The sequence below is a fragment of the Enterococcus sp. DIV1767 genome, from assembly GCF_050542585.1.
GTDB classification, from domain to species: Bacteria; Bacillota; Bacilli; order Lactobacillales; family Enterococcaceae; genus Enterococcus_D; species Enterococcus_D innesii.
The window spans coordinates 648,048-671,899 of the sequence record NZ_CP172936.1; the positions used below are offsets into that span (position 1 = coordinate 648,048).

At 40.3% G+C, this 23,852-nt stretch carries 21 protein-coding genes; 15 read left to right on the plus strand and 6 right to left on the minus strand.

The genetic code is table 11. The annotated features are described in order from the left end of the window. The first annotated feature begins 122 nt into the window (after positions 1 to 122). On the plus strand, positions 123 to 1,130 hold the full coding sequence (locus IGI78_RS03050; protein ID WP_016609719.1) for an AraC family transcriptional regulator: 1,008 nt from the start codon (positions 123 to 125) through the stop codon (positions 1,128 to 1,130). 225 nt (positions 1,131 to 1,355) lie between these two features. After that, on the plus strand, positions 1,356 to 2,282 hold the full coding sequence (locus IGI78_RS03055) for a LacI family DNA-binding transcriptional regulator (protein WP_430618402.1): 927 nt from the start codon (positions 1,356 to 1,358) through the stop codon (positions 2,280 to 2,282). A gap of 414 nt (positions 2,283 to 2,696) precedes the next feature. On the opposite strand, the gene IGI78_RS03060 is transcribed toward IGI78_RS03055, so the two are convergent. Beyond that, the gene (locus IGI78_RS03060) at positions 2,697 to 2,885 is read right to left on the minus strand and encodes a hypothetical protein (protein ID WP_081119023.1); all 189 of its coding nucleotides are present in this window, start codon (positions 2,883 to 2,885) and stop codon (positions 2,697 to 2,699) included. Positions 2,886 to 3,810: 925 nt separating this feature from the next. On the opposite strand from IGI78_RS03060, the gene IGI78_RS03065 reads away from it, so the two are divergent. The 4 genes from IGI78_RS03065 (at position 3,811) to IGI78_RS03080 (ending at position 6,875) form a co-directional block, all read left to right on the plus strand. After that, positions 3,811 to 4,335, plus strand: coding sequence for a hypothetical protein (locus IGI78_RS03065; RefSeq protein WP_194194865.1), 525 nt, complete (start codon positions 3,811 to 3,813; stop codon positions 4,333 to 4,335). A gap of 244 nt (positions 4,336 to 4,579) precedes the next feature. Next, on the plus strand, positions 4,580 to 5,887 hold the full coding sequence (locus tag IGI78_RS03070; protein ID WP_430618404.1) for a DUF3440 domain-containing protein: 1,308 nt from the start codon (positions 4,580 to 4,582) through the stop codon (positions 5,885 to 5,887). A gap of 36 nt (positions 5,888 to 5,923) precedes the next feature. Beyond that, positions 5,924 to 6,415, plus strand: coding sequence for a hypothetical protein (locus tag IGI78_RS03075; protein ID WP_077453647.1), 492 nt, complete (start codon positions 5,924 to 5,926; stop codon positions 6,413 to 6,415). Further along, positions 6,342 to 6,875, plus strand: a complete 534-nt coding sequence (locus tag IGI78_RS03080; protein WP_077453646.1) for an IbrB-like domain-containing protein — start codon at positions 6,342 to 6,344, stop codon at positions 6,873 to 6,875. The genes IGI78_RS03075 and IGI78_RS03080 overlap by 74 nt, the downstream gene beginning before the upstream one ends. Before the next feature lie 37 nt (positions 6,876 to 6,912). Here IGI78_RS03080 and IGI78_RS03085 read toward each other — a convergent pair whose 3' ends face one another. From IGI78_RS03085 to IGI78_RS03100, 4 genes are all read right to left on the minus strand, one after another. Further along, positions 6,913 to 7,065 (minus strand): hypothetical protein, encoded by a 153-nt coding sequence (locus IGI78_RS03085; RefSeq protein ID WP_430618406.1) that lies wholly within the window; start codon positions 7,063 to 7,065, stop codon positions 6,913 to 6,915. A gap of 474 nt (positions 7,066 to 7,539) precedes the next feature. After that, a complete protein-coding gene (locus IGI78_RS03090) occupies positions 7,540 to 8,430 on the minus strand; it encodes a LysR family transcriptional regulator (protein ID WP_430618407.1) in 891 nt (296 codons plus the stop codon). A gap of 395 nt (positions 8,431 to 8,825) precedes the next feature. Then, entirely contained in the window at positions 8,826 to 10,337 is a 1,512-nt protein-coding gene (locus IGI78_RS03095; RefSeq protein ID WP_430618409.1) for a helix-turn-helix domain-containing protein, read from the minus strand. Positions 10,338 to 10,803: 466 nt separating this feature from the next. Next, positions 10,804 to 11,379, minus strand: coding sequence for a recombinase family protein (locus IGI78_RS03100; protein WP_081119030.1), 576 nt, complete (start codon positions 11,377 to 11,379; stop codon positions 10,804 to 10,806). Between the two features lie 406 nt (positions 11,380 to 11,785). On the opposite strand from IGI78_RS03100, the gene IGI78_RS03105 reads away from it, so the two are divergent. Then, positions 11,786 to 13,276 (plus strand): helix-turn-helix domain-containing protein, encoded by a 1,491-nt coding sequence (locus IGI78_RS03105; protein WP_430618411.1) that lies wholly within the window; start codon positions 11,786 to 11,788, stop codon positions 13,274 to 13,276. A gap of 210 nt (positions 13,277 to 13,486) precedes the next feature. Here IGI78_RS03105 and IGI78_RS03110 read toward each other — a convergent pair whose 3' ends face one another. Further along, complete coding sequence (locus IGI78_RS03110; protein WP_077453641.1) at positions 13,487 to 13,690, minus strand: hypothetical protein; 204 nt, start codon at positions 13,688 to 13,690, stop codon at positions 13,487 to 13,489. A 658-nt stretch (positions 13,691 to 14,348) separates the two neighbouring features. Here IGI78_RS03110 and IGI78_RS03115 point away from each other — a divergent pair. The 8 genes from IGI78_RS03115 to IGI78_RS03150 all read left to right on the plus strand — a co-directional run bounded on the left by IGI78_RS03115 (position 14,349) and on the right by IGI78_RS03150 (position 23,851). Then, the gene (locus IGI78_RS03115) at positions 14,349 to 17,957 is read left to right on the plus strand and encodes an immunoglobulin-like domain-containing protein (RefSeq protein ID WP_430618413.1); all 3,609 of its coding nucleotides are present in this window, start codon (positions 14,349 to 14,351) and stop codon (positions 17,955 to 17,957) included. A 76-nt stretch (positions 17,958 to 18,033) separates the two neighbouring features. Then, the gene (locus tag IGI78_RS03120; protein WP_074932533.1) at positions 18,034 to 18,528 is read left to right on the plus strand and encodes a DUF4352 domain-containing protein; all 495 of its coding nucleotides are present in this window, start codon (positions 18,034 to 18,036) and stop codon (positions 18,526 to 18,528) included. Then, positions 18,525 to 19,778, plus strand: coding sequence for a nucleotide sugar dehydrogenase (locus IGI78_RS03125; RefSeq protein ID WP_430618415.1), 1,254 nt, complete (start codon positions 18,525 to 18,527; stop codon positions 19,776 to 19,778). Before IGI78_RS03120 ends, IGI78_RS03125 begins: the two co-directional genes overlap by 4 nt. Before the next feature lie 40 nt (positions 19,779 to 19,818). Then, the gene (locus tag IGI78_RS03130; RefSeq protein WP_430618417.1) at positions 19,819 to 20,553 is read left to right on the plus strand and encodes a YveK family protein; all 735 of its coding nucleotides are present in this window, start codon (positions 19,819 to 19,821) and stop codon (positions 20,551 to 20,553) included. Next, complete coding sequence (locus IGI78_RS03135) at positions 20,553 to 21,194, plus strand: CpsD/CapB family tyrosine-protein kinase (protein WP_081119035.1); 642 nt, start codon at positions 20,553 to 20,555, stop codon at positions 21,192 to 21,194. Before IGI78_RS03130 ends, IGI78_RS03135 begins: the two co-directional genes overlap by 1 nt. A gap of 13 nt (positions 21,195 to 21,207) precedes the next feature. Next, on the plus strand, positions 21,208 to 21,855 hold the full coding sequence (locus IGI78_RS03140) for a sugar transferase (RefSeq protein WP_140966643.1): 648 nt from the start codon (positions 21,208 to 21,210) through the stop codon (positions 21,853 to 21,855). Further along, entirely contained in the window at positions 21,855 to 22,601 is a 747-nt protein-coding gene (locus tag IGI78_RS03145) for a WecB/TagA/CpsF family glycosyltransferase (protein WP_156237224.1), read from the plus strand. Before IGI78_RS03140 ends, IGI78_RS03145 begins: the two co-directional genes overlap by 1 nt. Beyond that, complete coding sequence (locus tag IGI78_RS03150; protein WP_200126077.1) at positions 22,598 to 23,851, plus strand: O-antigen ligase family protein; 1,254 nt, start codon at positions 22,598 to 22,600, stop codon at positions 23,849 to 23,851. The genes IGI78_RS03145 and IGI78_RS03150 overlap by 4 nt, the downstream gene beginning before the upstream one ends. Position 23,852: the final 1 nt, after the last annotated feature.

A 23,852-nucleotide genomic window follows, 5' to 3' on the forward strand; every position in this document is an offset into this window, starting at 1 on the left:
TTAATGGCTTGTTAGTATTACTACTAAGTTTTTGATACCTAAATTGTAAGCGCTATTCTTTTTTGTGTCTTAGCTATTATTGCCAACCCGATTAGTAAAAAAAGACATTGGAGGATTTCACAATGGCGACACTAACGATTCTTGAAAAAGCATTAAAAGAAGTTTATTTGGCTTGCCCAGAATTAGAACTCCAGGTACCGTTTCATGACAAAGTAATTCCCAAAAATTTAGCCTCAAGCAAACGGTTGATCCTAGAACAAATTTTCTCGGAATTCAGACCAGAACTCTCGGAGCACTACTTGATCGAAGAAGATGCTGACATTCAAGTGATTAGACACATTCGCTATTTACCGGCAAATTACCATGCACATGAATTTTTTGAAATGATTTATGTATTAAATGGTAGCTGTTATAATTTTTTTGAAAATCAGACCTATGAATTGAAAAAAGGGGATGTTGTGATTATTGCACCAAGGACTACCCATGCTATTAGTGGATTTACCGATGATTTAGAAGCTTTCAATATTTTGATTCGTAAAAGTACATTCAATGCTTCTTTTTTCGGTTTATTAGAGGATAAGGATATTTTATCGCACTTCTTTTTAAATGCACTTTACGAAAACAGCAAGCGATTTCTTTATTTCCATACGAAGCCAGCTGCTGATTTATCAGAAGGAATTTTATTAATGACAGAAGAAATCAATAAAACAGATGGTTATTCTCAAAGAATGTTGAAGAATATTCTTGATACTTTTTTTATCAGGCTTTTAAGGGGATTACAAACCAATCAAGTCAGCCTAGATACTGAAGCGGGAGAGGAGTCAGAAATAATCGATATGCTTCAATATTTGCAGAATCATTTTGCAGAAGTATCAATTGCCGACTTATCTAAGAAGTTCAACTATAGCCAGCGACAAATTGCACGTATTCTAAAAAATAAAACTGGTAAAACTTTTTCACAATTGATATTGGAAATGAAAATCAGCAAAGCCAAAGTCTATTTAAAACAAACCAACTTACCCATCCAAGAAATTGCTGAACTCGTCGGTTATGGCGATTTGAGTAATTTTTATCGCTATTTTTTTAAAGTAACGGGTTGTTCGCCAAAGCAGTTTAGAGAAATGAATTGAGCGCTTATCAAAGAGAACTGCTCTTCTAGAGATGTTGAGCAGTTTTTTCGTATGCTAGGTAGAAGTTAAAGAAAAATAATGTGGGCAATAGGCTTGCTATGAAACTCGTTTCATACCGTACAATCAACCAAGAGACCTTTTCAGAAAATTTGTCGAAAGTGGAACAACTAATTTTCTATGGTAGACTTAGGTCACTAGCAAAACAATCAGATAGGAATGAAAGAAATGGCAACGATTCGCGATATAGCAAAAATTACTGGTTTTTCGATCACGACAGTTTCTCGTGTGATCAATGGCCATCCTTATGTTGATGAGCAAAAGCGAGCAGCGATTTTGGCGGTGATGGAAGAGCTGGATTACAAACCGAATAAAATCGCCCAAAAACTTAGCTCGGGGAAAACCTATAATATTGGAGTCATCGTACCGTTTGTCAATCACGCCTTCTTTGATGGGATCTTAAATGGCATTATGGAAGAAGCCTTTGCCCAAAAATACAAAGTGACGTTATTACCGACCAATTTTGATCGGAAATTGGAATTAGAGTATCTAGAAGAATTCGCTGCAAAGGGATTTGATGGCTTGATCGTCATCACTCGGGCAAATCATATCGAGACGTTTTATCCCTACATGGAAAAAGGACCGATTGTTTTTTGTGAAAATTCGACCGGTACTGCCGTTCCTTTCGTTGCGATCGACTTGGTCGGCTCTGTGACAGCCAGTATCAATTATTTGAAGGAACAAGGCGTAAAGCGCTTGGGGTTGACGTTAGGGCGCAGCAAACGCCTCAGCTGTAATTCAGTCAACACTATCGCAAAAGCCAAGGAGCTGTTTCCTAATTTTTCTGAAGCAGATATTTATTGGGATTGCATCAAAGCACAAGATGGGATTTCCGCAGCAGCCTTTTTTAAGGAACGAGGAATCGATGGGGTGATCACAAATGGGGACGAGATCGCAGCGATGATCTTAAATCAATACCCTCACGGGACAGCTCCCATCGTGATTGGGCAAGAAAACCTCCTCATCAGTCAAATGCTACACTTTCCTTCCGTTGAATTTCATTTGGATCGGTGTGGGAAAGAGGCGTTTCGCTTATTTCGAGAAAGAAAACAAGAGCAGATCATTCTGCCATATGAACTTATCATTCGTGAATAATCATTGTTATAAAAAGAACACACCATTTCGCCGCGAGGTGTGTTTTTGCCTGCTTTTTAAAGGGAATTTGAGGAAGGTAAATAAAAAAATAAAGAAAAAATCAATTTTGAATGCTTGCTTTTCACAGAGTAAAGGGCTACCATTGGTCTGTGGCTTTTTCGCCACAAAAATAGGAAACGTATCAGACAAGAGTACTTGGGGAAGATTCTCTTGGGGGAAGCCTGATACGTTTCCTTTTGTTCATTCTAACACTATTTATATATAAAGTAGAGAGATATTGAGTAGATAAATAAAAATACTACTGTAATTGATGAATAGGAAAAAGCCAATCATTCAAAAGGCGACTTTTAGATCGTTTTCCTATAACATGTTGGAGGGCAAATGGCTCCCCATGCTTTGGTTAATAAAAGAGCATCAACTAACTAATTGTGTTGTACCAACAAGAAAATTACATAGCTTGGCAACACCAGTTTCAGCTGTTTCTTTGATTAGAACAGTTGCAGTATTTTCGTAAACATGAATCACACTAACTTCTTGTAAACCGGTAAAGCCAATAACATTTGCCTGATAGTTTTGACCAGGGAACACTTGGTATTTTTCCATGTTTTTATCTCCTTCATTAATCTTATTTCAAAAGAATAATAATTAAAATTTAAGAAAAAGTAAAGTGAAACGATTTTTCATTCAAAAACACAGTCCTTTGGCGTTAGTTTCGAGCAGATTCAAGCTTTTTCTGCAATTTTCCATTATTTTTTCAATAAATATGCGGTGAATTGTTGAACATTATTCAAGAAAATATGCCTCTTACTTAAGGGAGTGTTCACAGATTTTAGCTAAACGACAGGGCGAGAGCAGCAACTGAATTGTTTGTTTTGTGTCGGCTTGGGGCTTATAATAAAGGTAGGAAGAAGGATCGGCGTCACCACTTCCTAATTCAATTGAAAAGGGCGTGCAAGTTATGGAAAACGTATACCGAAATAACTTTGTCAAAAGAACGGTTCAACTGATGTTTGCACCAAAAAAAATCAGAAAACGTCCACCCGAACAATGGATCAAAATGCCTACCGACCGAGGTATTCGGAGAAAGGACGCGTGATCCAGCATCTCGCAGCTATGCGTGAAATAGTCTTTAAAGAGAAAAGAAACGCAGGAAGTTCCGAAGACGGGACTTCCTTTTTTATGTCATTGAAATAGGGTGCTTATCGAAAAAGCAGTTGTCAACACGTTCTCTTGTGGAGGACCACTTTCGGAAGAGGATACAAAAGGAAGCTTGCGAGAGCCCAATAGACGAACGAAAGAAATCAATAGATGTGTTAGTGGATAAAGAATCAAGATGGTTCTTCCTAACTGTTTTTCCAAAAAGAATGATATTCGAAAAGACGTTAGTCTATCTGTATGAGCAGAATTGATGATTGATGTAAGAAGAGGGAATCCAAAAGCCACTTTTTTCATACTTGAATTCTGTTAAAATACATATAGAGGTTCAAACCTGAAAAATAATCTGATAATTTTTAAAGAAGGTGAAAGCATGGACTACCAAGAAATCGCGCGTCATTTCCAGACAACATCCTTTGATCCCCAACCGTTTGTGCAAACGGCGATCGATGATCGAAAGGTGAGGGAGAAACTAGTGGAGAATGTCGTTGATGGTCAAAACCATATCAATGAGTATTTTAATAGTTATTTGATCATTAAAGAAGTAGCCATTAAAAACCCTGAGTTGATTTATGATGAGTGGGAACGGATCTGGGCGTTGCATACCCATAAAAACTCCTATCATCGGTGGATCGCCCACGATTTGATTACGCAACTTTTGGTGATCGATCATGAAGACAAGTTTGAAGCAATCAAGCGAGAATATGTACTGCTGCCTAAAGAAGAAAAAATTAGCAATTTTTTGAAGATGATTGAAAATATCAAGGAAGCCAGTCGACACAAAGACCTTCAGCATGAAAAGAAACGCTTGCTTACGGATCAAGTATGGCTTTCAAACTTCAATGAAAAACAAATGAAGCGTATTGATAAAGTCCTCCAAACTCTTTTGACCGAATGAATCAAGAAAAGCAATTGAACTTGTTTCAGAAGGGGGGGCTTGCTGTTTTCCCCCACTATTTTTTCTTGATTACTGGGAATAGTCGGGAGGAATGAGGAGCATGCTACAATGATAGTTACCAATTAGTTGCATGTATCGCATGCAAAATCTCCCTTAAGTCCTTGTAAGAAGCCAAGTGAAACTTTATACTAGAATGTAATACTTATTCAAAAAAAGGACAAATAAAATGAGGACATGAGCTTTTATGAAGAAATATTGTAAGGAAGATGTGCTGGAAGCGGCGATGAATCGTCTGGAATATATTTTTGATACGTTTCCCCATGTGTACTTTTCGTTCAGTGGCGGAAAAGACAGTGGTGCTATGATCCAGTTGGCCGATCAAGTCGCCCGACAAAAAAAGAAAACCTTCGATCTGCTGATTTTAGATATAGAGGCAAATTATGATGCTACACGAGTATTCATGGAAAAAATCAAAGCGTTACCAAGTATCAATCAAACTTACCATTTTTGCTTACCCTTTTACGAGGACAACAATACCAGCGTATTTCAGCCACAATGGCTGATGTGGGATGAACAAGAACGGGAGAAGTGGGTACAGCCAATGCCAAAAGATGTGATTTCACTTGGTGATTTAGATGAATCATTGATGGAGATTTATCAGAGTGCAAATATGAATCCTGATAAGTTCTTGCGAAACTTTGCTCATTGGTACGCAAGTCACCATGGCTTTGTGCCCGTTGCTTGCGGTGTAGGTATTCGGACACAAGAAAGTCTGTATCGGTATCGATCAATCACATCGCCAAAGTATAACTTTCGGAAGCAATGCTGGATCAAACGGCAAGTATCAGATTCAATGGTTGTCAATTTTTACCCCATCTATGATTGGAAAACCGAAGATGTCTGGGGAGCCTATGCTCGTTTTGACTGGCCGATCAATGGCTTTTATGAAAAGTTGTATGATCATGGCGTTCCGATCCATCAAATGCGGATCTGTCAGCCTTACGGCATGCAGCAACGAAAAGGCTTGTACCAATATGCTTTGGTGGAACCGGAAACGTGGGAGCGCGTCGTAAATCGTGTGTCAGGAGCCAATTTTGGTCGCTTGTATGCCCAGACAGGATTGCTGGCGCATTACAATACGAGAAAACCCAGTCATATGACTTGGCAAGAGTATGCGGTCTTTTTACTGGAATCAATTGGACTTTATTCAAAGAAATTACAGGATCATTATTACCGCAAAATCACGATTTTGATTGATCATTATCGAGAAAAGCACGGAATCGAAGTGGAAGACATTCCCGATGTGACCAAACGTAAGGAGTGGCTAAAAAACGAAGTACTCTGGCATGACTGGAAAGGGATCGCTCGTGCGTTAGAAAAAAATGATTTTTCCTTGAGCACGCGACAATACAGTTTGACGAAAAAAGATGAGTCTGAATTGTATGAGTTGGCGGTGGATTTTGGGGCGGCGTTGGGGATCGAGCATTTACCAAAGTATCAGTTGAAAAAATTGAATGCCAAATACGAGTATCTAACGAAAAAAATCACCTAACGATGGACGAATGGGTCCGTAGAGAGGAAGGGTTTTGTGAACGAACGATTGGTTTTATTTTTCCCACCGTATAAGAAAAGCCAATTCTATCAATTGATGGGAGCTTTCTTTGCAGAGCGAGTGTATCAGCAACAATTTCCGTACTTAGTCAATGATGAGAATTGTTACTGGTACGTGATTCTTGATGATGAAAAACGAGTGACCGCTTTTTCTTATTATGAAAAAGGCGCCAACAAAGTGGAGCTAGGGGAATTTTATGAAAAAGATCCAGCTGCTCAATTTAAAAAGTTTCTTTTACGGAAAATGTTGGTGGATATCACCCGCAACTACCCAGAAGCAGAGATTCTCGCTTCTACTAACCAGCCCAGTGAAATTGCCCTTTTGGAGTCAAAAGGGTTTGCGGTCTATCGACAAACAAAAAATTATTCATTTCTAAAAAGGAGTGTAGTCCCTCATGAGCGATATCGATTTTCCAGTGTTAGCGGCGAAGCTGATCCCAGTCAACAAGATTCACGCGAATACGTATAATCCCAACACCGTGGCTGCTCCAGAAATGGATTTGTTGGAACTGTCGATTCGAGAAGATGGCTTTACGCAACCATTGGTTTGCTACCACGATAAAGAGCAAGACCAGTATATTTTGATTGACGGGTTTCATCGGTATATCGTAGCAAAAGAGCGCTTGGCGTTGCCAAGCGTTCCGGTCACGGTGATCGACAAACCCTTTGAGAATCGCATCGCTTCAACGATTCGTCACAATCGGGCCCGCGGTACCCATGGCATCGAGAAGATGGGAAATATCGTGCAGCAATTGGTCGCTAATGACTGGACGGATGAACGAATTGCCAAGGAATTAGGGATGGATCGCGAAGAAGTTTTCCGCTTTAAACAACGCTCAGGATTAAAAAGCGCCTTTTCCAACCATGAATTCAGCAAGTCTTGGATTGAGTTTGAAAAAAGATATTACAAAGGAAAAAAAGAAACCTAGAAGATCAAAAAAGCTATCTATGGAAGATAGCAATTGATCAATAATTTTTTTTGAATTTTGTATAGGTGTTTTTTACAACGATCACGATCAGATTGACCACCATCGACAAACAAAGTGTCCCTAAGAAAATGGCTAGGATCACACCTAATGTGTCTCTTAGAAAGCTGAAGATCGCTTCAACGATAAACATGGTTTTCTCCTCCTTTTCTCAGCGTCTATCTTTTCAGACAATTGCAAAAATAGGCTCGTTGTGCAATAGCTACCTGCTACTGAAAAATACAGTCGAGCGGTTTACACGTCCAGCGTTTTTGTTCATTGTGTCTTTCCAAAGTAGAGTTTCTGTTTTTTACAATCGGTGAAAAATTCTGAAATTTAAGAGTAGCCTTTCTTTTCAGATTCTTATCAATGGTATGAATAATCGTATCAATTTGTATAAAAAAAGTAAAATGATAACACAGATTAAAATTGAGAAAAAGCTATGATTTCATCATTTTATGAGAGTCAGAAATATCCAAAACCTTGCTGTACAACGTCTTTGATTCCATTAGACATTGTACAGCTTGTTTCTTTTCTACAGTGTTGATCCTTTCAAAATAACTACACTTGATTCAAGAAAAAGCAAACGTGCATAAAAAGTCAATGATACATAATCGCCTTTAGATAACTAGAGCAAACGTTTTTTTAATTCAAAGACAAATTCTTTTGTAATACTGGGAGAATGTATTAGGGATTTTTTTGAAAGCAATCCGATCGACATACGTGTATTTGCTAAAGGATTCGCTAAGATTTTTATTCCAGCGTGGGTCTGATCAACGATAGAGCGAGGCACTAAACTGCAATAACCAGTTTGTTCGATCAAGTAAGGAATCGTACTGATATTGTTGACATATTCCCAATGGATCGATGGCACGCAACTGGCAAGATAGCTTTCAACTTTTTTATGTGCTAGGCTGTCATCGTTAAAACGATAGAAGTGACAGCCTTCGAAATCAGCTGGTTTATTGATTGTTAACGGATTGTGGATCGATGTGATGCAGCAAAGCTCTTCTTGGAACAATTCTTCGTAAACAAAATTTCCCTCGTGAGGAAGTGAGCATAGTGCGACATCAATACGATTTTCTTTTACTGCCTTGGCTAATTCCATTGTGGGTCCCACAAGAATCTCGAATTTCACTTTTGGGTATTGCTGAGCAAACATATGGAGCAGTTCTGGCAAAATGGAAATGTCATAGGGCTGAACGATCCCCATCCGTATAGATGAGTCGATCGTACTTGAAGCGTTGTGCAACTGTTCTTTTACCTGCTCCCATTGGGCGATCAGTCCAGGGACTTCCTGCTTCAGCAATTCGCCTTCCAATGTTAGTACATTGCTTTTCCCTTCTAAAAATAACGCCACTTCTAACTCTGTTTCTAACTTTTTGATATGATTGGTAACCGTTGATTGGGCATAGTTTAGTTTGGCAGCAGCCTTCGTAAAAGTCCCTTCTTCGACGATCGTTTTAAAGGATTGCAGCTCTTTGATAAAATCCACATTTGTTCCCCTTTCTTTTCTCAAATTATACAAAAAAAGGAAAGTGAAATAATTTCTTTTTTTTATCGTAAATCAAAAAAATAGATATAAAAGTTCTTTCAAATATGTGTAGTATTCAGGGGTAAGTCTTTTTATTTTTGGTGACCGTTACTATAACGAATCCTAGAAATAAGTGAGAGGTTGTTTCCATTAAAAAAGGCAGGCGATGGAACCAGCGACTACTTAGATGGCTTCTAGTGATGAGATACCAGGAGCAACACATCGTTAAGTTACTGATAAAAAGGAATGTGAGGAACCGGGTTTTTGCTTTTCCTGTAGGCAAAACGCAAGCGAAGAGGGGGCAGCAGCACTTGCTTCTTGAACTTCCAAATGAAAGAAGGAAACTGGCGGCTGGCTTTAGTAAAGAGCCGTCAGTTTCCTTACGGAAAATAATCGGGGATGATCTTTGGCTGAACCAATTGTTCAATCGTTTTATGAACGATCATCCAGTCAGATAGACTTGGTACATTCGAAATTCGCAATTGCTGAAAGTGGGGATTACTTTTCAAGTGTAAGTCAAAATTGCTGACAATCAAATCAATTTCCTGATGGATCAATTCATGGGTATCAGGAGTCACTTCGAAAAAGTAACTGACTTCAGTCTGATCATTTTTGAATAGCTCCGCTGATGCGGCTAAGAAAGCATCTAATCCAGCGCCACCTTGAAAAGCAAAGGCCACTTTACGTTGCTTTTTTTGCGGAGTACTAGGTGCCAGTTCGCTTAATAAGGTCAATGTAACTGCGATATGCCCCAAGTGAGTAAAGGAGAAGAAGGCGCTTTGGTCATTGAATTGTTTCAACCACTTATTCCAAGCGAGGTACTCTGTCTTAAAGGTCGATTCAACAAAGGTTTTGATTTGTGGATCAGCAAATTCATAGTTGGCAGAAATCATCGATAACAAGCGGAGGTTCACTAGATAAGAGATGATTTTCTGAGAGACTGCAGAGGAAATAGGCTGTTGGCCTTTTTTTAAAAACAGACCAATTTCCGCAATGATTTCCGGTTTTTCTGTATGGTGAAAAATATATTTGGCTGCATCTTCTTCAGTAACATCCAATGTACTATAAGACAGACAGTGGAGTGTAGTGAGGAAGAGCCAAAGTAGTTCTTGTTTTGGTAAGTGAATGATCCGGTATTTTTTTAAATAATACTCGATCAATACTTGCGAGAAAAAGCTAAAGCGTTCTTTTTCCAATAGGTTACGCTCTAAAGAAGGCGGCAAGTTCAAAAAGTAAGAATAGCGCCATCTGCGTTTGGCGATACTTAACCACAGGGCCAGTCGATAATGACTGTAATGTAACTCTTTCTTGTTGGCTTCCTTGGCTTTTTGGACCAGAAGACGTGCATCCGCCGGGCTATCTTTATCTAAAATCGTGCTGTCACCATAAGCGGAGAAAAAGACAAACAGACAAAAACGAATATCGGCTTCAGTACCAATAAAGTCAAGTTGATTCGTAGCGATCGTCACAGAATAGGTTTGTAAAGACTTGTTCATGTAGCTGATGGTTCGCAACAAGTGACTACGAGAATAGCCAAATTCGATCGTTGCTCGATGAATGGAGTATTTTTTGTTATCAATGATACTCGACATGATTTTAAACTCGAGTGTTTCCATACTTAAAAGCTGAATCGCTAAATTGATTGAGGCATTTGGTGCATACTTGATTGAAACGATGTTACTTTCAGAAAAGTTGATTTTAATCAGTTCTTCTGGCAAGCTATCGCTTAAAACATTGAGTTCTTTCGTGATTGTCGGCATAGATAGACCCAGCAAGGTTGCCAATTCTTGTGGATGATAACCGGTTGGTGCTGCATTTAGCATCTGTAAAATTTTTACTTGACGGGAAAATGACTTGTCTCGATGCAAATTGATTGATAAATTTTCTAACAATGATATCACCACCTCTTTTAAAATCTTATGGAAGCAATCAGTGCTGAATGTAAATTACGTTGGTTTTAAGTAGATTATATAATACTCTACGTCAATCAAGAAGCTTTATCCTTTGAAACTTAATAGAACCAGATGTAACAAGCGCTACTTATACGTAAATCACCCTTCAATTAACGAATAAATGCCCTTCGAAAAGAACGGTGCCTGTTTCGGTGCATCTTAGCTTAGGTTCGGGAGAGGACAAATAATCGGAAGTTCCTCTAGAAAAGAGAGCAAAAGAAAAAGCAATGAAGAAGAATAAAGGAAACAATCTGCTAGACGAAAAAAGCACCGGACGAAGAACTGTGAGTGTCCCTCAAAGCTAACTTAAGAAGTTATCTTTGAAGGATCAAACAAATCAGCAAGATCTGTCTTGTGCTTTTTGTTACGGGGAATCTAGGGTCATTAGCAAAATCAGAGCACCTATTCATGAAAGGTGGTTGTTGTTTTCTAAACGAAGATAGCGATAGAAAGTCGATCGTTTTATTCCAGTTTGGGCACAAATATCAACGACAGTTCGACCTTCCTTCTGATAAAGATTCAGGGCGTACTGAATCAGTTTAGGGTCGATTCGTGGACGCCCACCAATATTTCCTCTGGCTCTAGCAGAATCTAGCCCTTCTTTGGTTCGCTCCACAATAATGTCTCGTTCAAATTGACTGAAGGCTTGGAAAACCGTCATCATCAGTTTTCCTTGAGGGGTCTGTGTATCAAAATTTTCTTTGATACTAATCACTTTTACTCCTTTTCTTTCGAAAAAATAGACGAGATCAATCAAGTCTTTTGTGCTCCGACCAAGCCGTGAAAAGCTCTCAATAATAATTTTGTCATTTTCTTTCACTCGCTTTTTTAGTTTGTTTAATTCCGGTCGATTTGTGCGAATGCCGCTAATTTTTTCAGTATAAATTTTGTGGCATTCATATCGTTCAAGCAAGTCTAGTTGACGAGAAAGATCCTGCTGTCTTGTAGATACGCGAGCGTATCCATAAACCATATTTGACATACAATTTCCTCCATTTAAAAATAAGTCTACCTAGAGAATACCTCGTTTGTTCACTTAAGTATACAACCTAAAACCAACGTATTATGAATAAAAGAAAAAGGGTAGTTTTTTTCTGTAAGCAAATAATGTACTATAGAGAGGAAACCTGCGGCGTTGAACGAGGCAGTTCTCAGTCGCTATGGAAACAACGCTTGAGATGTTAGGAAACACAGTGATTCAGGAAATCATCTGAATGAGGTAGATAAACCTATAAGAGCTCCGTTTGACTCCTTTCGATGCAACAGATTCTGAAAGTTACACACTGGTGCAACACCTTTTTCGAGGCATGTGTTAGCCAATCATTTTTAGAGTTAAGACATTTTGAAAGAAAATCGTTAGACAAACTATCGCTTACAAGGAGGGGAACATGAGAGAATTGCAGTTAAGTTTTATGCTGAACAAAACGACCGTTCGCTGGCTTCAAATTTTAAATGCGTTTGAGCGTGAACGTACTTGTTCAATCGCAAGCTTTGCGAACAAACTTGATGTAACTCAACGGACGATCAGCTCTGATATCAAGGAACTGAAAGCCTATTTGCAGGATGCAGCCAAGTTTGTGCATGTGGCTAATGGTTATCATTTTATGGAAACGAATCCGAAAGTATACTTGACCAAAAAAAGAGCGCTGGTTGCAAAAGAAGGTATGTATCAAATTTTAGAAGCAATCTTTCATGGTGAACTTTGTTCTGTTGAAGAGTGGGCACAGCGCTTGTATGTATCAGAAAGCACGATGCGGCGTTATTTGAATAGTGCTTCACTCACGTTGAGAAAGTATGGTTTAGAGTTGGTGCTACAACCAGTTAATTTGAGTGGAGTAGAAGCGAATATTCGTAAATTTTTCAAAGATTTTTATTATGAATCAGATGTTACTCCTCATACTCTGCTTCCACCTAAAGAGCTGATTGAGGTAGTCAGTGAGACGTTTTCAGAAGTGCCAACTGATGTGGTGAACACGGGTGTTGCTCCTAGTGATTTTTATTATAGTTTGTATATTACAATCAAGCGTTATCAGTCTGGAAAGACCATCCAACTTCCTACTCATTTGGCTGAGATAGTCAAAGACCACACGGCATTTACCGTAATGAAAGACTTAGCACCTAAAATCGAAGCCCTTTACCAGGTGAGACTACCACAAGAAGAATTGGTGTGGCTTTATCTAGTCACGGTGATGAAGCGTACATTGACTGAGCCCGTAAAAGAACAGCAGTTCATTGCATTGTTTGCACTTTATCCTGAACTACAGGCGCTAAGTCAACACTTTGTTCAAGAATGGGGCATCCCATTTAATGATCCCCAACTAATCGAGACGATGATTCACGCCTTTTTGTTATCTAAGAAAATCAATGATCAACTAGCGCCCATTTTGAATCGCTTGCTGACGGAAGTAAAAAATGAGCCCCTAAAGCATAGCTACGTCGCCTATCAAAAAAATCTTGTATTTTTGAAGCAGAATCAAGCAATTCTTGGGGTCAGTAAGGAGTACCTGTCTGATATCTGTGCAGCGCTTACCTTGTATAGTGAGGCGCTCAAGGAACTCTATTATCAAAAGGTCAACCGAATCGCATTGACATTAGAAGGCGACCTTTACACCTGTCACGCTATCCGCGCACGCTTTTTGCGCTATGTTGGCAATGATCATTACGTGTTTTTCCCAAAAATCAATGAATTGACGACTGCCTATTTGAAGGAAAATGCTATCGATCTCGTGGTAACGAATTATAGTGAATACCTATCAGAGTTCATCTTATCCACGGACTATCTCTTACTTAAAACAATCCCGGATCATCAAGATTGGCTAAGAGTGATTGAAAAAATCGATCCTCAGTTGGGGCAAGCATTAAGTGCAACCCCAAGTTAAGTCAAGTGTATACTTTGAATGCAATCAGTGAAGCTATTGCTAGCAGAAATGCTCATGAAAGCAGAATACCTATTAAGCTAAAAAGCCACAACCGTTGAGAAAAATGGTTGTGGCTTTTTTCTCTTAATAAGCAAGGAAGAAATTTCCTTCACTCCTCTTAAAAAAGAGATGGACGCTTCTGAGATGAAGTAGCTTGATCCACGAAAACTCTTACTGTTCATTTGCCAGTTTAGCAAAAATCGCTTCAAAGGATTTGAATGTGTCATTATCTAGTTGGCAAAGCCACAAAAGGTAGCTTTTTTCTTTAAAAGTCCACTCTATTGAAGGGTAAGAGGCAATTAAGGCATGGTATTTCTCCCGTTGTTCACTGGTAGCTAATAGCCACCGCTTCTCAAAAATTTGCTTATCTTCCATATAGCTATCCCCCAAAAAGAAACGTTGCCTGAAACTTCACTAACGGGCAACGTAAATCTAATGATACGCAGATCTCTAATTATTATACCAAGGAAAAATGAATTTTTTTAGAAGATGTGTAAAATTACAACGAATTTCTTTTATTTTGCTTTTTTTGGGACATTTTTTATAGAAAAGAAGCATTCTGTTGAAGAGAACTGTTGTTAACAATGTTTCTGGTACTAAGAAGAATTTGTAGGCAGAAACCTTGTATCCATCTTAATGAGTCAAGTGGTTTCAGGTAATAACAAAAATGGACGATCCTTTTTAAAGAATAAGGAATCGTCTTTTTTTATAACGCTTTTTTTTGCACAAACTTTCAAAATGCCTTATTTGAAAAGAAAATGAAAATCAATTTATTCATACAGGTTTGCAAATCTTGATTTATCTATTGATGTTCAACCATGTTAAATTTAACCTCGTCAAAAGCAATAAACTTTCGTCAAAAAAACATCATATTTTAGTTCTTATTTAGGTATTTAGAGAGTTTGCTTCGAATAGGTTGTTCCAATAAGGACTAAGACTGATATTTTTCGAGGGAGTAAGAAAGGGTGACTGGTAAAAACGTGAAATGAATCTTTAAAGTACAAGAGAAAGAATAGAGAAAAAGGAGTTACTTATGAATAACAAATTTAGTAAAAAAGTCACAGGTTTATTGTTGATCAGTCATTTAACATTATCGGCGCTGCCAATAAATGCGATGGCGACAGAAAAAGCTTCCGATTCCTTAGAAGCTTCTCAAGAGAGAGTAGAAGCACCCAATCTATTATCGGATGGTGAAACGACGCAAGACTTAGGCAATGAGATTACCGCGACCAATGATCAAGAAAATCAGGAAACCGATAGTTCTTCTATTGAAAGTGAAGAAGCTCAAACAGAAGCATCTACTGAGAACTCTTCAGAAAATAATGAAGCTGCAGAAAATGAGGAACAAACAGACACATCAAATGGAGAAAATTCCGAAAATAGTTCTGATGACTCATCGGAAAACGCTGCTGAAACCCGTTCAACAAGGGCAAGTGTCCAAGTAACTTCTGATGCTGAATTACGGACAGCATTAGCCAATGCGACCGTTACACAAATCAGCTTAGCCAATAACATCACGATGACTAGTAGTGTGACATGGACAGGGACGACCAAAACGATTGAAGGGAATGGTCATACGTTAACCTTCGGGAATAATGTTCGGTTGTATGGAAATACGGTGAATCAAGGATTAAGTATCAGAAATGTGAGAATCGTAGCCCATGCAACAAATACGATCTATCAAAATAGAACGTCCAGTGTTTCCTTTACAAACGTTACTCATGAAAATAGTCATGCAACAGGGCGTTTACTCTATTTAGCCGCTAGCAATTCTTCAGCTAATTTCTTTGGCGAAAACCGATTAAATGCAGGTTCCTTGATTTGGGCTACTTCGAATGTCCGGATGAATATCGGCAGTGGTGCTTCTGTAGTTGCAAATAACAACGGAACAGCTCGTGCGATTTATCTTGCAAGTGGTGGTCGAATTGATTTAGGTGAAGGCAGCTTATTAGATGTTACTCAAAACAATCCTTCAAATACAGCAAAAGCAGTCTTGATCGAAGGAAGTGCCTCAAGCGTAGTAGTTAATTCGAATGCAACGTTTAAGATCACAAGTGCACCAAATACGCAAAAAACACAAGAAGCCTTGGGATTACGAGGTGCTTTGACCGTATTATCTGGGGGAACACTGGATGTCGTGGGAAGAAGCACGTATTCAACGGTAAACGTTGGACAATCAAGCACTTTCCATGAAGGATCAAATGTACGAATCCAAAACAATCATACCAATGGAACCGCAATTGGGTCCTATCCAGGAACAACGAACTACACGATTTACTCATCGACAGGAATGCAAACTTGGAGAAGATCAGCTGATTTTTCAGGAGAGCCCAGCTTTAATTATCCAGAGTTTAGACAAGGTTCTTTCTCACTAAATACTTATACGAACAAACAAGTTACTTCGCGAATTGAATCCAATGACTCAATCTTCAACGCAACATTCAATAGTTCTCAAATCGGAAAAATCGCTTTTGGTGACTTTGTGGATACCGCAACGATTCAACAAACGACCATTGACGACTTAACCACAAGCTCAACGCACATTACGGGACGAGCTGAGCCAAATGCCGATTTAGCAGTCACTATTGAAGGACAAGGAAGTTTGACGGGACGCGTTGCAAGTGATGGAACTTATCAATTTGCGATTCCGAACGCACCGTTAGCAGTTGGAACAAAAGTGACTGTTACCGCAACGGCCAATGGTATCCAATCGGTTGCAGAAACAGTTGTAGAAGATAGTGAAAAAGAAACGATTGCCGAAACAACGATTTCCGATCTAAATACTGACTCCACAAGTGTGACGGGAACGGCTGAGCCGAATGCTGAGATTACGATCAAAGCCGGTGACACGATCATTGCGAATGGACGAGTGGGTAGTGATGGTATCTATGCATTGACGATTGAGAAACAACAAGCTGGTACGGTAGTCACCGCCCAAGCAACCTTAAATGGCATTTCATCAAATATTGCGGAAACCATGGTTGAGCGCGCAACGATCGCCGAAACAACGTTGAATCAAGTGACAACCACAGACACGACTGTTAGTGGAACAGCCGAACCAGATGCACATGTGGAAATTACTATAGGCGATTCTGAAACGAAAAATGCCACTGTTGACAGTGAGGGCAATTTTGAAGTAGAGATTGATCAACAAGCAGCGGGAACAATTATTACTGCTCAAGCAAGCATTGACGGATTGCAATCAAATATTGCTTCAACGATCGTTGTCACTGATCCAGCAAACACCGAAGGCACGATCACACCAGATACCTACAATGTTTCTTCTGGCGATCAATTCCTGAGAGGAACGTATACCGGTGATGTTGCTTCTGCCCGTGTGTATGTAAATGGGTCATCCGTTCGTGGTGGGAATTTTGCTGATGGTTCGTTCGAATTCTTTATCGGCAATCGCATCCAATCCGTAGATGATGTCGTAGAAATCGAAGCCTTGGATCAATATGGCAAAGTACTTGATCGGACAACTGTTGAATTGACTAGAGATTTGGCTGGTACGATCACACCGGATCAATACCGAGTTGGTGAAACGATGATTACAGGGACCTTTACGGGTGATGTCAACTTTGCACGTTTAGTGATCAATGGCACGCCTTCTAATGCATGGGGTGGTACCTTCAATGCCGATGGCACCTTCTCGTTTTATGTAGCGAACCTTGGGATCAAAGCGGGCGACAAAGTTGAGATCCAAGCGTTGAATCGTCAAATCAATGGCAACACGGAAGCCATCGAAGTGCTAGAAACCAAAGAAGTAACAGTGATTGATCAAATTCAAGGAACGATCACACCAGATAAATACAGTTACACTGATACCACGATTACGGGAACCTTTACGGGGGATATCAATTTTGCCAACTTGGTGATTGATGGACAATCGGTAGGTAACTGGGGTGGTACCTTCAATAAAGAGACGGGACGCTTTGAATTCTTTGTTCACGCACAATTTAGAGACCAGATCAGAACAGCAGCGAAAGTTGAATTACAAACTTACCATCGTGAAACAGTCGATGGACAAACGATTGATCATAAGCTGGTGTTGCAGCCGGTAGAAATCGTCAAAGCAACAGGTTCGATTCAACCAGCAGCCTTCAAAGTGACAGAGAGTGAAATTACCGGAACCTTTACTGGTAATGTGAATTTCGCCAACTTGATCGTTGATGGGCGTTCAGTTTCATGGGGTGGTACCTTTAACGCAACAGACCAAACCTTTACTTACTTTGTCAATCAAGATACACGTAATTTAATTCGCGATGCGGAAAAAGTTGAATTGGTTGCTTACCATCGGGAGGTTGTTAATGGTCGTCCAGTGGACACCGAATTGGATCGCAGTGTAGTCACTATCGATAAAGAATTTATTGGTACGATTACACCAGACCCATACAAGCTGGGTGACAGAACCATTACGGGAACCTATACAGGAGATGACATCAACTTTGGACGACTTGAAATTGATGGCATGATTCTGTGGGTAAGTGGTTTTGCGGATGGCACGTTTACCGCTTATTTGAACCAAGAACAAGCCAACAGCGTGACGAAAGACAGCAAGATGACGATCCATGCATTGCATCGCTTTGCTGACTTAAGCACACGAGAAATCGCACAAGCAACCGTTTCGATCACAGAATAAGAAACAAAAACTACGAGAGACCCTTGTACCTTGCCTGTTGCAAGGGTCTCTTCATTGATAGAAAGAGAGAAAGCAAATGAACATGAAGAAAAAAATCGTTACCTTCTTTAGCCTTGCCCTTATGGGGAGTTTTTTAGCGGCTTGCTCGACGGATGACCAAGCAAAGACGGATACTACCCAAGGCAGCGAACCGATCGAACAAATCACGGACCAAAGCAATGCCGAGCCGCAATCGATCATTGGTGGATTAAAGATCATCATCGACAAACAAGAAATCAATCAAAAGAAAACAGAAGATGGGGAACAAGTTTTACATACATTTACCATCACAGCAGAAAATATGGGGTCAGTTGCCGCAGGGTTAGGTTCAATTGATTTCCTGCTAGAAACCGAGGATGGGGAACTTCTTGAACTTGATCATACTATGGCGATGTTTGGCAATGAGATCGCTGTAGGTGAAACCATCACTGGACAAGTTTCCTTTGCTTTAGAAGAAGGGCAAGTGGCGAAAAAATTGATTTATAAGCCTGGAGAAGAACAATTGGCAGAATGGGATGTTAAGAGCGAATGAAGGTAAACGTTATCGGATTGGGGTATATCGGGCTACCCACAGCACTTACTTTTGCAAATCATGGGATTGAAGTCGTTGGGGTTGATGTGTCAGAAACAGTCGTTCAATCACTTCAAGCAGGTCTGGCACCAATCGAAGAACCCAACATTGATCGCTATCTAGCACAAGCTTTAGCGAAAAAGACATTCAAGGCACAATTGGTACCAGAAAAAGCGGATGCTTTCATCATTGCCGTGCCAACGCCAAACCGCGCTGATCAATTTGGTAGTTGCGACTTGTCCTACGTCAAAGCGGCGATGGCTGCTATCCTACCCTATCTTGAACAAGGCAATACTGTCATTGTTGAATCGACCATTCAACCTCGCACGATGGAGGACATCGTTGGACCGTTTTTTGAAGCAGCAGGCTATACCATTGGAGAAGAACTCTATTTGTTGCATTGCCCAGAACGAGTTTTGCCAGGGAAAATCTTTGAAGAGCTGGTGATGAACAACCGAATCATTGGTGGCATGACGAGCGCTTGTACCCAACAAGGCAAACGCATTTATCAGACCTTCGTCAAAGGAAACGTGCTGGAGACTTCTGCAAGTATCGCTGAGCTATCGAAATTGATGGAGAACACCTATCGGGACCTGAACATTGCACTAGCCAATGAATTGGTCCAAATTGGGGATCGTCTAAACATTGATGCACTCCAAGTGATTGCGTTAGCCAATCAGCATCCACGGGTCAATATCCATCAGCCAGGACCTGGTGTCGGAGGCCATTGCTTAGCGGTTGATCCATATTTTGTGGTTGCGGCAGCACCTGAAGACGCAAAGTTGATTCAGTTGGGGCGGATGATCAATACAGAGATGCCTGAATTCATTATTAAAAAAGTCGAAGAGATTTTAGCGATTCATGGCGGAAACAAGATCGCGGTCTTAGGGTTGGCTTATAAAGGCAATATTGACGATGCCAGAGAAAGTCCGGCAATTGAGATCGCCAAAAGACTGAAACAAAAGAAAGCACTGCAAGTCACCACTTATGACCCCTATGTCGCCACTTCTGATGTTGCACATCTCGAAGTAGCACTAACAGACAGTGATCTGGCATTGATCCTCTGTGACCATGATGCTTTTAAAGACATAGCGCCAGCCGCCATTCAAGCGATGAAACAAAAAATCGTTTTTGACACGAAAAATATTGTGACAGATAAAACGAGGTTCGATGCTGCCTATTCTCTTGGGGCATTACCAAGCGCCCAGTAAATGGTTTGATTGCTATTTATGTTATTGAAAGGGAAAACCAATGAATAAAGAAATAAACACAAAAAAATTGAAGCAAGTTTTTCAGCAAAGAATAGGCTGGATCCTCATGATCATTAGTGTTCCCTTACTAGCGATGTTGCTTTATCTAACCCTGTTTGCTGAACCCATTTATCAAAAAAGTGCACAGTTGCTGATTAGTCAGTCAGAAATGACAGCTGGCAATCGTCTGGAAAACCAGACGATTCAGGCAGACCTTCAACTCGTCAGTACCTATAGCACCATCATCATGAGTCCTCGCATCTTAAATGAAGTCAGTGAGGCGCTAGAGGGAAGCTATGATGTGGCTGAACTGTCAGAGATTTTGAGTGTATCGAATGCCACTAACTCGCAGATCATTGAAATCAATGCCTACCATCAAAGTCCGAAGATCGCAGCGAAGATCGCCAATACGACCGCAAATGTTTTTAGTGAAGAGATCCCTAAGATCATGAACATTGATAATGTCACGATTTTGGCAGAAGGAGCCGTTTTGCCGCAAGAAACGCCAGCTCGTCCAAACAAATTTTTGTTGTACAGTTTGACCGCTTTTTTAAGTCTTCTTTTCGCTTTTACGTATGTGTTCCTCCTGTTGGTTTTTGAGCGCAGTTTTGCTTCAAATACTGAAATCGAAGAGGTCTTAGGGGTAAAAGTCATCGGTGAGATAAGCAAAGAAAAACGAGTTGCCTCGTTTAAAACCATCCAGTCTAGAAGCCTTAGAGGAAGGAAGCGTGTGTGATGCGTAGCATGAAGGAAAATTACTCCATCATCAGCGAACAAGTAAAATTGATTCGCGAAAATGTCGACTATTTATGCCAACAACAAGATGCCCAAACGATTTTGATTACTTCAGGAGAAAGCGGTACGGGAAAATCCACGGTCTCAGCAAATTTGGCGGTTGCCTATGCCCAAAAAGGCAACCGAACCTTATTGATTGATGCGGATCTGCGTAAGCCCACTCAACATCATTTGTTTTCACAAGAAATGCATGTGGGTTTGTCCAATTATATTCGACGGGCTGTCTCCATCGAAAGCTGTGTCCAACAAGTGATTTTAGAAGATTGCGAATTTTCAATCATTACTAGTGGAGCTATCATGTCAAATCCCAATGATCTGCTCGCTTCTTCGAAAATGACCGCAGCTTTGCAAGAGGTCAAACAACTATACGATGTGGTCATTATTGATACACCGCCAGTCAATGTCGTTTCTGATGCCTTGATCTTAGCCAAGAAAGTTGATGGTGTACTTTTAGTTGTTCATGCGGATAAAACGAACAAGCAATCCGCAAAAAATGCCGTCAAAAAACTGCGCCTTGTCAACGCAAACATCTTAGGTGTCGTCGTGAATGGCACGGATACAGCCGAAAATTACTATTATTAAGGAGGGGAACTTTGTGGAAAGACCCGCTTTAGACAAACAGCCAACAGTTCGGGTTACTGGCTATGTACGTTGGAAACGATCAATAGAAACCATCTTTAGCTTGGGCTTATTAGTCATCCTTAGCCCGCTGTTACTGCTGATTTGTATAGGGATCAAATTTTCTAACTGGCACGCACCGATCATTTTTAAGCAAGTCCGTGTTGGGAAAAATGAGTCCACGTTTGTGATGTACAAATTTCGAACGATGGTACCTGATGCCGATCAATTATTAGGACAGTATCTTGATAAAAACGAAATTGAAGGGGCCATGTTTAAACTAAAAAAAGATCCACGAGTGACGCGGCTAGGCCGTTTGTTGAGAAAAACGAGTCTTGATGAATTGCCCCAACTGATCAATGTCTTGAAAGGGGAGATGGCACTGATTGGTCCCCGTCCTCCTTTAGAAAGAGAAGTCATCAGCTATTCAGAAAAAGACAAGCAACGATTGTCTGTCACACCCGGTTGCACAGGGTTGTGGCAAGTCAGTGGACGAAACGAATTAAGCTTTCAGGAGATGGTCGCATTGGATCTTTATTACATCAATAACCTAAGCTGGTTATTGGACTTGAAAATTATTATGAAAACGATTGGCGTTGTTTTCTTACCCAAAGGAGCATTCTAATGGAGCAACAAACACGTGTGTCACTTTTAGGAAGCAATCTAGATTCTCTAAGTTTTCAAGAAACCATTTCTAAAATCGAGGCAATGATCGAACAAGGGGGCCCCGCACAACATGTTTCAATTAACGCGGGAAAAATAAACTTGATGCGCAATGATCCCTCGTTGCGATCGATCGTCAATCGGGCAGCTTTGATCACGGCTGATGGCCAGTCGATTGTCTGGGCAGCGAAATATTTAGGTTGTCCTGTACCAGAAAGGGTAACGGGCATCGATCTTTTTCGCGAACTCGTCAAGCTAGCAGCAGAAAAAGGCTGGCGGCCTTATTACTTAGGAGCAACTGCGGAAGTCGTAGAAGCCGTCGTCAAACATGACCAACAGCTTTATCCCGACCTCAACATAGCGGGTTTTCACCATGGTTATTTTTCCGAAGACGAATCATTGTACGTGGCAAAAGAGATTGCACGGACGAAACCAGACTTGCTGTTTGTCGCTTTTTCTAGTCCGCAAAAAGAGATTTGGCTCGATACATTCAGCGAAGTATTGCAAGTGCCCTTTGCGATGGGGGTTGGCGGCAGCTTTGATATCGTCGCAGGCAAAACCAAACGGGCACCTTTGTGGATGCAGCGGGCAGGGTTGGAATGGTTTTATCGCTTTGCTCAAGAGCCAGTTAGGATGTTTGATCGCTATATCATAGGAAATTTGCGCTTTTTACAGTATGTGTGGGGAGAAAAAAGAAGAAACGCATGAAATCAAAACAGCAAAGCCATCACCGCTTCTTTCTGGGGATTGTGGCCATTTTTCCGATAATCGACGTCTTAAACGGTTTATTTCTAAGTCTGGGCATTCCTTTTCCCGTTGGCGTGTTCTACCGTCTGCTGTTCTTTTTGTTCTTAGTGATTATGATCGTGACAGAAAAGATTCCCCTTAGCTACTATACGTATTTAACGTATGGGTTTATCGCTGTGACACTTACGCTTTTTCTGTTACAAGCGCTTTTTTTGGAGTACAGCTGGCAATGGGTGATTGAGGATCTATCGGTGTATATCAAATACCTCTTATGGGTACTGATTCCTTATTATGTCTATCAACGAAAAAACGACTTCTCCAAACTGCACTATGACAGCTTGTTTATTTTTATTAGTGTCTGCTTCACCTTGGGGCTACTGATTCCCTATTTTTTAGGGTTAGGCTACCAAACTTATGACAATTCTGATGCTGGGTATAAAGGCTATTTCTTTGCCAATAATGATACGAGCTTTGCCTTTATTGTTTCCATCACCTTTACAGTCCAGGCACTAATTGTTTCGATCAAAGAACAGACCCATAAGTTTTCGTTGTTTTTGGCTAGTTTATTCGCTGGAAATTTCGTCTGTTTGGTCTTGGTCGGTACGAAAACCGGCGTGTTTTATGGTGTCGGTGTCTTGTTCTATCTTTTAATCCGATTGGTGCTAGGTATTGATCGTAAAGCATTCCTGCAACAACTGTTTATCTGGTTTATGAGTTTTATGACGATTGCTTGGCTGCTTATTCAAGGACTACCATTGCTGATCCAAGCCGTCGAAGGAACCTATCTACGCATGGTGTATTTTTATCATCTTTTCGATGGAGACTTGATCCGCTTATTTTCTAGTTCAAGAAGTGATTTTTTGATTGGTGGGATGAACGCCTTCTTAAATGATGAGGCTCGTCACTTTACCATGATCTTTGGCCAAGGCTTTGAATACCGGTTGGCCCACTTTGGTCGTCTTGGCTTAATTGAAATGGACTTCTTCGACACCCTTTTCGGGCAAGGCCTACTAGGAATAGCGTTATTGCTGCTGATGCTCGCCTATTTTGTTTACTTAGCCTTTCAGCCGAAAAAGCGATCGGTTTATAGCTTTGCCTTGATCGTGGTGCTTTTTTATAGTTTTTTTGCTGGGCATGTTTTGTATTCGGCATTGTCTTCCACCTTTTTAGGATTGATTTGTGGAGGCATTATTTTAACAGAGAAAGAGTGAA